Source organism: Actinosynnema sp. NPDC037264 (assembly GCF_055603705.1).
The window spans coordinates 38,359-49,452 of record NZ_JBVJVK010000052.1 but is presented as its reverse complement, the minus strand read 5'-3'; the positions used below and the strand labels follow the sequence as shown (position 1 = coordinate 49,452).

The window sequence follows — 11,094 nt, the reverse complement described above, 5'->3', positions numbered from 1 at the left end:
TGCTTTCCATCCCCCCCCCCCCCCCCCCCCGCGCCCCCCCCCCCCCCCCCCCCCCTCCCCCCCCCCCCCCCCCCCCCCCCCACGTCCACGAGCTGGGTGTCGTCCGGCACGTAGGCGAGCGGGTCGTCCAGCAGCAGGTCGAGGTCGAGCAGGCCCTCCACCAGCGCGTGCAGGCACAGCGCGGAGTAGCCGCGCAGGTAGCCGCCCTCCTGCGTGAGCACGGTCGGCAGGCCCAGCCCCGACACCGCCCGGCCGATGTCCCGGTAGCCGGCGGCGGTGAGGTTGTGCCTGCCGTTCGGGTCGAACGCGGAACCGTCGAAGCCGGACGCGCAGACGAGGAAGTCCGCGCCGAACTCGGCCAGCGCCGGGAACGCGACCTCCGCCAGCGCCCGCCGGTACGCGCCGTCGCCCGCGCCGAGGGACAGCTCGACGTTGATGTTCGAGGCCCCCGACTCGGCCGGCGCGCCGGTCTGGGCGTGGTTGGCGCCCCACGGGCCGTGCCGCATGTGCACCGACACCGTGAGCACGTCGTCGGTGTCGCGGAACACCTCCTGCGTGCCGTTGCCGTGGTGCACGTCCCAGTCGAGGACGGCGACCCGGCGCCCCGCGCGGCGGGCCGTCTCGGCGACCAGCGCGGCGTTGTTCACCAGGCAGTAGCCGTCCGCCAGACTCGGCTGGGCGTGGTGGCCGGGCGGGCGGACCAGGGCGTACGCCAGGCGCGTCCGACCGGCCGCGACCGCCTCGTACGCCGCCAGCGCGGTGCCGGCCGCCGCGCGGATCGCGTCCCACGAGCCGGGGCCGACGACGGTGTTCACCTCGATGGCGGTGGGCCGCTCGCACGCGGCCCGGAGGTCGGCCAGGTAGGACGGCGCGTGGACGCGGGCCAGCTCCTCGTCGTCGGCGAACCGGCCGGTCGACCAGGACAGGTGCGGTGCGACCGGCCCGTGCTCCAGCGCGTGCCGGAACGTGCGCAGCCGGGCCGCGTTCTCCGGGTGCGGTTCGGCCGCGTCGAGCCACTCCCACCGGCCGGGCAGCTCCCACAGCCCCGTGCCGGTGTCGTGCTCGAGGCAGGCGTCGTGCCAGAAGACCTCCACCCCTGGGAGATATCAGGGCGATCACGGATGGTCCAGCGGGTTTGACCACGGGCACACTGTTGTCATGGTCATCGGTCTCATCACGGGCCTCATCGCGATCATCGGTGTGCTCGCCGCGCTGGCGCACGACGGTTACCTCGCGATGCTCGGTTCCGCCGCCAAGTCCAAGCGCGCCGCCGGCGCGCCCATCGCCCAGTACGTGCGCAGCCGGTGGACCGTCGCCGGGGTGACGACGATCATCGCGCTCGTCGGCCTGCTGATCACGTCGGGTGCCTCCACCTCGGGCGACATCATCGGCGCGCTGATCGCGGGCGGCGCCGGCCTGGCCGCCACCAACGCGCTCCAGAGCACCAGGAAGAAGCTGAACAGCGGGAGCTGAAGATTCACTCTTACGTGTGTCGCTGGGCCCCACAAGGCTGATCAGCGCAGCTCTCCGTGCACCCTGCACCTACGCTGAGCTAGCGGCGGGGTCCTCGGCGTCCCACCCCCATTCCCCGCGCCACCTGAAGCCTCAGGTGAGCTCGAGCCACCAGGTGAACCGCGAGGGCCGACGGGTCGGGGGGGCGGGAGGGGTCTGCACAGCATGGACATCGGGGAACCGGAACGGTCGGGTCGGCATCGGCTGGAGGACGGGGCGGCGATCTGGCTGCCCATGGGCGGGGAGCTGGACCACACACCGCTCGATCGCGCGGCGCGACCGGCGCCCGCGCCACCGCCGACGGCACCACCTCCGGCGCCACCCCCGCCCGCACCGCCCCCGCCGGACCCGTTCGTCGACACCGACGCCATGGGGCTGCGCAAGTTCAACATCGGCCTGGTGCCCGCGTCCGTGACGCCGCCGCGGACGTGGAAGCGCGCCGCCTGGTTCACCGTGCTGTCGTCGGCCGGCGTCCTGGTCGGGCTGGCCGTCGCGGCGTCCAACCTGGTCGGCACCAACGGCCCGGCCGAGCGCATCGGGCTGCCCGGCTACCCGACCGACGTGCCGCTGCTGACCGGCTTCCCCACCGCACCGCCCCCGCCCACCCCCTCCACGGCGCGAGGCATCCCCGCCGAGGCCGTGGCGGACAGCCTGGTCGCCGCCGGCGGCGACCGCGCCGCGGCGGGCAGCGCGTCGACCGACGACCAGGGATCGGGGACGTCCGCGCAGGTCACCACCGTTCCCGCCGAGTCCGGGCCGGTCTTGGACGCCGAAGCGATGGCGGTGAGCACCGAGCTGTTCTACGAAGAGGTGGCGGCGAACTCCGACGGCGCGCTGACGCTGGTCTCGGACGGGTTCCGGGTGACCGGCGAGGTGCTCGACCTGGAGCGGGAGTTCGCGGACGTGGCCCGGATCGAGGTGCGGGAGATCAGCGTCGACCCGACGCGGGGGATCACCGTGAGCACGTTGGACGTGGTCCACGAGGACGGGTCGAGGACGACGGAGAAGCGGGAACTGGTGTTCACCACCGGCAGCACGCCGCTGATAGACGGAGAACGGCCCGCGGGCGGCGCCTGAGACCACCGGGGGTGGGCGTCGCTCCGTAATCCTTCCTCCGTTAGAGGTACGGACGTCGACCACTGGTCGCCACGAACGAGTGAACTCCCACGCTGAGCTGGATTCCCGCCGCTGCCCCACGGTACGAGTCTTGGCGACTACACGACCGAGGGAGTCGCCAGTGCAGCGCCCTACGACGAGCGGTCGCCGGCACAACCGCGCGGGTTCGGTCACGGTGGCGGAGCTGATCAGGAAGCAGCCCGCACCGGTGCGGATCCGGACCCGCGAGCAGGCCGCCACCCATGGCCTGATCACCGACCTGTTGCGTGAGGAGAACGACACGGCCCCCTCGGCAAGACGTCCCACCCGTGCGGCGAAGCTCGCCGGCGTGACCACCGGGGCGATCGTCCTGCTCGGCTCGATCGCCGCCACCGCCGTGCTCGCGGGCAACCGCCCCGCCGGCCCCGACGGGCCCCTGGTCGAGCCGCCCGCGGCGATCAGCGGCTCGTCCGCGCTGCGACCCGACTTCCTGTCGGCGCAGCTGGGTCCGGGCCGGCCCGACCGGCTGCCCGCGCAGGCGCGCCTGGCCGTGCCGTCGGCCGACGACACGCCGCTGGAGCCACCGCGGATGGTCCCGCCTCCGCAGGTCGACGTCGGCCCGGAACCGGAGGTCGACATCGTGCGGAAGTTCTTCGAGCTGCTGCCCGCCAAGCCCTCCCAGGCGGCCCGGCTGCTGTCGCCCGAGCTGCTCGGCGGCAGCGCGCGCGATTTCGTCGAGTCCTGGGGCCACGTGCAGGCGATCACGATCGAGTCGACCTCGCGGCGGCCCGACGGCGCGGTGCTCGCGGTGGTGTCGATGCAGGAGCGCACGGGCCGGTGGTTGCGGGTCGAGCAGCTATTCCGGTTGACCGACACGAGCGTTCCCCGCATCGTCGCGACCGAGGTCCTATCAGCCCAACGAGGTTGACCGAGCGTAGCGATCACGCGCCAACTGTTCACTCAGCGTTCAATAAACCCATGAGTCCGTAGGAAACTTCACTCAAAGGGGTTACGTAGACGGTCACGATTCGGTATCCATGGTCCCGGTCAGTAGCGCAACGCACTCCCCGGGAAAGGTGTCCAGCGGTGTCGAACGACGACAAACGCCGTCGGCAGGATGGCTCGACGGCCAAGCTGTCGGTCGCCGACCTGCTCGCCAGGCGCGAGGCGGAGACGCAGCCGATCCCGCGGATCACCGACAGCGGAGCCGTCAACCGGACGCCGGCCGGCAGAGCCGTCAACCGGACCGCCGACGACCGGGCCGCCAACCGGGCTGCCGGTGGCGGCGCCTCGACCCGGGCCGCCGGGCGGAGCACCGACGACGACGAAGAGACCGTGCGCTTCTCCGTGGCCGCCCTCTCGGCGGCGGCCGGCGGGTCGGGGCTCTCGAACCTCTCGGGCCGCGAGCTGCACATCACCGAGCTGCTGCGCCGCGAAGGCCGCGCCGGCGAGGAGGAGCGCGGCGGCGGCGGGTTCTCCGTGCCGAAGCTCGTCGCGATGGCCAGTGGCGGCGTGGTGCTCGCCGGCACCGTCGCGTTCACCGCGACCAACCTGATGTCGTCCCCGGACGAGCGACCGCTGGCGGAGGTGCGCTTCGACGCCCGCCCGGCCGCCCGCGCCACCAACACGCTCACCAAGGACCTCGGCGCCGCGGCCGCCCAGCAGGCGCAGCAGCAGACGCAGCAGCAGACGCAGGCCGAGACCACCACGACGACGCCCGAGCAGGCGCCGGAGACGACGACCCAGCGCGCGCCGCGGCCCGCCACCCAGCAGACGACGACCACGACGCAGCAGCAGACGCAGCAGGCGCCGTCGAGCACGACCACGCAGCCGCCGAGCTCCAGCAGCCAGCAGACGACGACTCCCCCGCCGCCGAGCACCACGGCGCCCGCGCCGCCGAGCGACAGCGCGCAGCCGCCGTCGTCCTCCACGCCGCCGCCGTCCTCGTCGAACCCGAGCACCCCGCCGTCCGACGACGGCTCCGGCCTCGACCTCGGTCTCGACCTGGGCGGGATCCTGAACCCGCTCGGCGGGTTCGACTTCTTCGCTCCGGCCAGCTGACCGCCTCACCGACGTTCCGCGCTCCCGCCGCTCGGGCACGCCGAGTGGCGGGTTCGCGCTGTGCGGTCCGGCGACCGGCGACGGCGGGCGGGCGTCCGGGGTCACCTCGGCGCGTGACTCGTGCACCCGAACGGGTGAGATGTCAGGCGATTAGCCCGATCGGCCGCAAAACTGGTGATCTTCGTGCGAACGGGTGTCCTTACGGCCCGGTATCAGGTATCCCTTCCCGGTCACCTCTCGGCTCACGTGACCTGCGCAACGGCTCGAAAGGCGTAGTCACGGCCGGGGTAGGCTCTGCGGGCGAGCGGTGGCCTAGCCTGTTCCGCGCACCGATCCGCACGACGAGGAGCCCGAGCGTGAGACCTGCTGCCCTTGCCGCGGTCACGCAGCGCCCCAGCGAGGTGGTCCGGTGAGCAACGACGGTCGCGTCATCGCCGAGCGCTACCGGTTCCTGGACCGGATCGGCAGCGGGGCGATGGGCGTCGTGTGGCGTGCCCAGGACGAGCGCCTCGGCCGCATCGTGGCGATCAAGCAGCTGCTGCTGGCGCCGAGCCTCGACGAGCGCGAGCAGGACGAGGCGATCCAGCGCGCCATGCGCGAGGGCCGCATCGCCGCCAAGCTGCACCACCCCAACGCCATCGCCGTCTACGACGTGGTGGAGGAGAACGGCGCTCCGTGCCTGGTCATGGAGTACCTGCCGTCCTACAGCCTGGCCGACACGATGGCCGAGCACGGGCCGCTGGAGCCGATCGAGGTGGCGCAGATCGGCATGCAGGCCGCGTCCGCGCTGGCCGCCGCGCACGCCGCCGGGATCGTGCACCGCGACGTCAAGCCCGGCAACGTGCTGCTCGCCGACAACGGCCTGGTCAAGATCACCGACTTCGGCATCTCCCGGGCCAGCGACGACGTCACGGTCACCAAGACCGGCCTGATCGCGGGCACGCCCGCCTACCTGGCGCCGGAGATCGCGCGCGGCCAGGACCCGACGCCCGCCTCGGACGTGTTCTCGCTCGGCTCGACGCTGTACGCGGCGGTCGAGGGCGAGCCGCCGTTCGGGCTGTCGGAGAACACGCTGGGCGTGCTGCACGCCGTCGCGGCGGGGCGGATCAACCAGCCCACGGTCGACCACCCGTTGACCGACGTGCTGCTGCGGCTGCTCAACTACGACCCCGCCGAGCGGCCGACCATGGCGCAGGCCCGCGACATGCTCAGCGCCGTCGCGCACGGCCGCAACCCCAGCCTGACCGGCCTGCTGCCGGCCAGCTCGCCGGGCTTCGCGCCGGTGCCCGCGGGCGCCACGGCCCTCATCGACGCCGACCGGACCCGCGTGGTGCGGCCCGGGCAGAGGTCCACGGGTGGCGCCACGCCGGTCGCCGCGCCGCCGCCGCCGCGCAAGAACGGCAACCGGCCGCTGGTGATCGCCGCGGTGGTGCTGGGCATCGTGCTGCTGCTCGGCTTCCTGGCGGTGGCGCTGGACTGGTTCGGCGGGAAGGACCCGATCACGCCGCCGGCGGGTGAGACGAGCTCGTCCTCGGCCACGCCGACCACCACGACCACCACGCAGGCCCCCACGACCACCGTGGAGACGCAGACGGTCACGGTCCAGCCGACCACCACGACGACCACCACGACCACGACGACGACCACCACGCCGCCCACCACGACCACCACGACGACGACCGCACCGCCGGTGAGTTCGGTGAAACCGACCACGACCACCACCACTCCGACGACGACCACCACGCAAGCGAACCCGTGAACCTCGTAAGGTGGTGCCGAACCCGATCGGGTGACGCAACGTTCTTGTCCTGGTGGCGTCCTGTCGTTCGCCACTGAATGAAGCCCTAGCAGCTACTGGGAGCACGCCGTGAGCGACGATGGCCGCCTGGTTGCCGGCCGCTACCGACTTGGCCGGCGGATCGGCAGCGGTGCGATGGGCATCGTCTGGGAAGCGCACGACGAGCGGCTGCACCGCACCGTCGCGGTCAAGCAGCTGCTGCTCCAGCCCGGCTTGGCCGAGTCCGACACGGACGAGGCGAAGCGCCGCGCCATGCGCGAGGGCCGGATCGCGGCACGCCTGCAGCACCCGCACGCGATCGCGGTGTACGACGTGGCGGAGGACGACGGCCAGCCGTGGCTGGTGATGGAGTACCTGCCGTCCAAGAGCCTGTCCACGGCGCTGTCGGAGCGCGGCACGCTGCCGCCCCGCGACGTGGCGTCGATCGGCTCGCAGGTCGCCTCGGCGCTCGCCGCCGCGCACAACGCGGGGATCGTGCACCGCGACATCAAGCCGGGCAACATCCTGCTCGGCAACGACGGCACGGTGAAGATCACCGACTTCGGCATCTCCCGGGCCACCGGCGACGTCACGGTCACCGCGACCGGGATGCTCGCGGGCACGCCCGCCTACCTCGCGCCCGAGGTGGCCAAGGGTTACGACCCCGGCCCGCCCTCGGACGTGTTCTCGCTGGGCTCGACGCTGTACGCGGCCATCGAGGGCGCGCCGCCGTTCGGCCTGAACGAGAACACCATCGCCCTGCTGCACCAGGTCGCGTCGGGCAAGGTGGTGCCGCCGAAGCAGGCGGGCCCGTTGACCGCGCTGCTGATGCGCCTGCTGCGCGCCGAGCCGGAGGACCGGCCGAGCATGGCCGAGGCCCGCGAGGCGCTGGCCGCGGTGGCGGCCGGTCGGGCCGCGCCGGAGTTCCCGGTCGCGCTGCCGCAGAGCCACCCGCCGTCGTGGCAGGGCGCGCCCGTCCAGGCGCCGCAGACCCACGCGCTGGCCCCGGCCGGCCGGCACAACCCGCCCGCCGCGCCGAACAACCCGCCGCACTCCGCGACCAGGGTGGCGCCCGCGCCGACCCCGCCGCCCGCGCCGCAGCGGCAGGTGAGCCACAACCCGCCGCCCGCCCGACCGACCGGTGCGTCGAGACCGGCCGGTGGTCCGATGAAGAGCAAGCGGTCCACGGTGCTCACCGCGCTGGCCATCGCGGGCGCGGCGGTCGTGGGCATCCTGCTGGCGAGCATGCTGGCGGACAACAACGACCCGGGCGGCAACCAGGCCGGCTCGACCACGACGACCGCGGCGCTGGAAGCGGGCGGCGAGGCGTCGGTCACGCCGTCGAAGAAGCCGTCCACCCCGACCGCCAAGATCACCGTCCTCCCGACGCCGCAGCAGCAGGAGCAGGCGCTGCGCGACTACTTCGCCCTGCTGCCGGAGAACGTGGACGAGGGTTACAGCCGGTTGACCGCCAAGATGCAGGCCACGGCCGGCGGGGCGACCGGCTACCAGGGCGTGTGGAGCCAGGTGAAGTCGATCGAGCTCAAGAACGTGCGGGAGAACTCGTCGTTCGCCTACGAGGTCGACATCGCCTACCACATGAAGGACAACTCGGTCATGACCGAGCGCAAGCTGATCATCCTGAAGTGGGAGAACCAGGGCATCTACATCGACGGTGAGCAGAAGCTCGGCCAGCCGTAGATCAACCGCAGGTCGGTGGGTCAGCCGTAGGTCGGCAGGTCGGCAGGTCCGCAGGTCTGCAGGTCCGCAGAGGTCCCCGCAGGCCGGCGCCTGCCAGCGCAGGCCAGCACAGGTTTCTGCAAGCCTGCACAGGCAGGCGCAAACTCCCGCAGGCTCCTGCAAGTCAGCGCCAGTCCCCGCAGGTCGACGCAAGTCTCTGCAAGGCTGCACAAGCTGGCGCAAGCCCCACAGATCCCTGCAGGTCGGCGCAAGTACCCGCAAGGCTGCACAAGCCCCCGCAGGTCACCGCGGGTCTCCGCGGGTCAACGCGGGTCGGCGCGGGTCAACGCGGGTCAACGCGGGTCGGCGCAGGTCGGCGCAGGTCAACGCGGGTCGGCACAGGTCGGCAGGGGTCAGCGCGGGTCAGCGTGACGAGGCCGCCAGCGCGTCGAGCAGGCTGGTCACGGCGGGCGAGCCGGCGCCGTCCTCGCGGATCGCGGCGCAGATGCTCCTGGTCGGTTCCGGGTGGCGCAGCTTGCGGACCACCACGCCGGGGTGCACGACACCGAGGCTGAGCTTCGGCACGATCGTCACCCCGAGCCCGGCCGCGACGAACCCCTGCGCGGTCGGGTAGTCGTCGGCCTCCACCACGATGTTGGGCGCGAACCCGGCGCCCGCGCAGGCGTCGAGCACGATGTCCCGGCACGGCCCGGGCGGCGTCACGGCGTCCACCCACTGCTCCTCCGCCAGGTCGGCGAGGTCGAGCACGCGCTTGCGGGTCAGCTCGTGGCCACGCCGCAGCACGGCCACGTACGGGTCGTCGAGCAGGTGCACGACCTGCACGCCCCGCGGCGGCTCGCTGTCGCGGTGGTGCACGACGATGGCCACGTCGGCGCGACCGGCCTCCACCTCGACCATCGGGTCGTCCGGCTCGGTCAGCTTGAGGTCGAGCTGCACGTCCGCGTGCTTGGCCCGGAACAGGGCGACGGCGGGCGGCACGAGCGCCGCGCCCGCCGTGGCGAAGTAGCGCACCCGCAACCGCCCGGTGCGTCCCGCCCGCAGGTCCGCGAGCGCCGCCTCCGCCTCGACCAGCCGGTCGGTGATGTGCGCGGCGTGCTCGGTGAGCAGCCGGCCCGCCAACGTCGGCCGCACGCCCCGCCCGACCCGGTCCAGCAGCGGCAGGCCCGCCTGCTTCTCCAGGGCCGAGACCTGCTGGCTGACGGCCGAGGGCGTGTACCCGAGGTTCACCGCCGCGGCGGTGATCGAGCCGGTGGTCACCACGGCCCGGAGCACCTGCATGCGTCGCACGTCCAACATGACGCAACCGTACAGCTGTGCTTAAGGATCGTGCAGAACTATTCACTTGTGCTGATACTTCGGCATCGCGCACAGTGTGGCCGTGAACAAGCCTGGCACGCTGATCAGGATGGGTGTCCTGGCCCTGCTCTGGGGTTCCAGCTTCCTGTGGATCAAGATCGCGCTCACCGGCCTCTCGCCGGTCCAGATCACGCTCACCCGCACCGCGCTCGGCGCGTTGGTGCTGGTCGCGCTCGTCTACTGGAGCAAGCAGCGGCTGCCGCGGGACCGGGCGTCCTGGCTGCACCTCGGCTTCGCCGCGCTCTTCGGCAGCGCGGTGCCGTTCGCGCTGTTCGCGTTGGGCGAGCAGACGGTGGACTCGGGCGTGGCCGGTGTGCTCAACGCCACCACGCCGCTGTTCGCGCTGGGCATCGGCTTGGTCCTGGGCACGGAACGGCAGCGCAACCCGGCCCGGTTCGCGGGTCTCGTGCTCGGCTTCGCGGGCGTGCTGGTCATCTTCGCGCCGTGGCAGAAGGCCGGGCTGGCGAGCTGGGGCGCCCTGGCGTGCCTGGCCGCCGCGGCGTCGTACGCGGTCAGCTACGCCTACATCGGTCACAAGGTGTCCGGGCGCGGCCTGACGCCGATGCAGATCTCCTCGACCCAGCTGGTGGCCGCGGCGGGCCTGACGGCGGTGGTGGTGCCGGTGGCCGGGTTGCAGCCGGTGCAGCTGTCGTGGCAGCCGCTGGTCGCCGTGGCGATCCTGGGCGTGTTCGGGACGGGCGTCGCGTTCGTGCTGAACTACCGCGTGATCGAGGACGAGGGCGCGACCAACGCCACGATGGTCGGCTACCTGCTGCCCGTGGTGTCGGTGCTGCTGGGCGCGATGTTCCTCGGCGAGGCGCTCAACCTCCGCGTCGTGCTGGGCATGGTGGTGGTCCTCGTCGGCGTCGCGCTGACCCGCAAGCAGCCCGCGACGGCGATCGTGCCGGTGCCGGAGGAGGCGGCCGAGGACGGCCCGGAGGCTTCGGAGACCAAGGTCGCTACGCTCAAGTGACCTGCGATAACGCACTGTTACCCGCCGGTATGGCGGGACTGGCGGCCAACTGAGACACCCGTCCTGGGCAAACGGGTGGACTTGAGACGCAGGTCTCCCCCGATCGCGTGGTGTTCAGGCGATACGCGTCCTGATTCGCCCTCTCGGACGTCTCCTCACATGAGAGGGACGACTTCGGAAGGGAACCCACAGGACATGAGCAACGACAGCATCACCATCACGACGACGTTCCACCTCCTCGTCCCGGGCGTGGCCCCGGCGCCGGTGGAGGCCGAGCTCCACTACGAACCCGAGGACCCGTACGCGGTAGCCGTGCTGTTCCACACCGGCCAGGGCAAGGTCGAGTGGATCTTCGCCCGGGACCTGCTCGCGGACGGCCTGCTGACCTCCTCCGGCGAGGGCGACATCCTGGTCCGGCCGGCCGCCGACGACCCGGAGCGGGTCCTGGTGGAGCTCAACGCGCCGACCGGCTTCGCCATCCTGTCGGCCGACGCCGAGGACATCGCCGAGTTCCTGGACATGACCTACGACGTGGTCCAGCCCGGCGAAGAGGACCTGTGGATCGACTTCGACCGCGAACTGGCCAAGCTGGTCTCGACCAACTGACACCAACGCGGGC

Annotated in this window: 9 protein-coding genes and 1 pseudogene; 8 read left to right on the top strand and 2 right to left on the bottom strand. The window is 72.5% G+C overall.

All coding sequences use genetic code 11. The annotated features are described in order from the left end of the window. A pseudogene (locus ACZ7GX_RS35935) lies at nucleotides 1-1,094 on the bottom strand (arginase family protein); the annotation flags it as partial. Nucleotides 1,095-1,158: 64 nt separating this feature from the next. Between ACZ7GX_RS35935 and ACZ7GX_RS35930 the strand changes: the two are divergent. The 6 genes from ACZ7GX_RS35930 to ACZ7GX_RS35905 all read left to right on the top strand — a co-directional run bounded on the left by ACZ7GX_RS35930 (nucleotide 1,159) and on the right by ACZ7GX_RS35905 (nucleotide 8,146). Beyond that, on the top strand, nucleotides 1,159-1,473 hold the full coding sequence (locus ACZ7GX_RS35930; RefSeq protein WP_230572381.1) for a hypothetical protein: 315 nt from the start codon (nucleotides 1,159-1,161) through the stop codon (nucleotides 1,471-1,473). 204 nt (nucleotides 1,474-1,677) lie between these two features. Further along, nucleotides 1,678-2,589, top strand: coding sequence for a hypothetical protein (locus tag ACZ7GX_RS35925; protein ID WP_498783502.1), 912 nt, complete (start codon nucleotides 1,678-1,680; stop codon nucleotides 2,587-2,589). A gap of 160 nt (nucleotides 2,590-2,749) precedes the next feature. Continuing rightward, nucleotides 2,750-3,535 (top strand): hypothetical protein, encoded by a 786-nt coding sequence (locus ACZ7GX_RS35920; RefSeq protein ID WP_498783501.1) that lies wholly within the window; start codon nucleotides 2,750-2,752, stop codon nucleotides 3,533-3,535. Nucleotides 3,536-3,693: 158 nt separating this feature from the next. Next, nucleotides 3,694-4,668, top strand: coding sequence for a hypothetical protein (locus ACZ7GX_RS35915; RefSeq protein WP_498783499.1), 975 nt, complete (start codon nucleotides 3,694-3,696; stop codon nucleotides 4,666-4,668). Nucleotides 4,669-5,077: 409 nt separating this feature from the next. After that, complete coding sequence (locus ACZ7GX_RS35910; RefSeq protein ID WP_498783497.1) at nucleotides 5,078-6,427, top strand: serine/threonine-protein kinase; 1,350 nt, start codon at nucleotides 5,078-5,080, stop codon at nucleotides 6,425-6,427. Between the two features lie 108 nt (nucleotides 6,428-6,535). Continuing rightward, nucleotides 6,536-8,146 carry a serine/threonine-protein kinase gene (locus ACZ7GX_RS35905; RefSeq protein ID WP_498783495.1) on the top strand — a complete coding sequence of 537 codons (1,611 nt, stop codon included), beginning with the start codon at nucleotides 6,536-6,538 and terminating at the stop codon, nucleotides 8,144-8,146. A 402-nt stretch (nucleotides 8,147-8,548) separates the two neighbouring features. Here ACZ7GX_RS35905 and ACZ7GX_RS35900 read toward each other — a convergent pair whose 3' ends face one another. Further along, nucleotides 8,549-9,442 carry a LysR family transcriptional regulator gene (locus ACZ7GX_RS35900; protein ID WP_498783493.1) on the bottom strand — a complete coding sequence of 298 codons (894 nt, stop codon included), beginning with the start codon at nucleotides 9,440-9,442 and terminating at the stop codon, nucleotides 8,549-8,551. A 76-nt stretch (nucleotides 9,443-9,518) separates the two neighbouring features. Between ACZ7GX_RS35900 and ACZ7GX_RS35895 the strand changes: the two genes are divergently transcribed. Continuing rightward, a complete protein-coding gene (locus tag ACZ7GX_RS35895) occupies nucleotides 9,519-10,475 on the top strand; it encodes a DMT family transporter (RefSeq protein WP_498783492.1) in 957 nt (318 codons plus the stop codon). Nucleotides 10,476-10,670: 195 nt separating this feature from the next. Next, nucleotides 10,671-11,081, top strand: coding sequence for an SsgA family sporulation/cell division regulator (locus ACZ7GX_RS35890; protein ID WP_498783491.1), 411 nt, complete (start codon nucleotides 10,671-10,673; stop codon nucleotides 11,079-11,081). Nucleotides 11,082-11,094 lie beyond the last annotated feature (13 nt).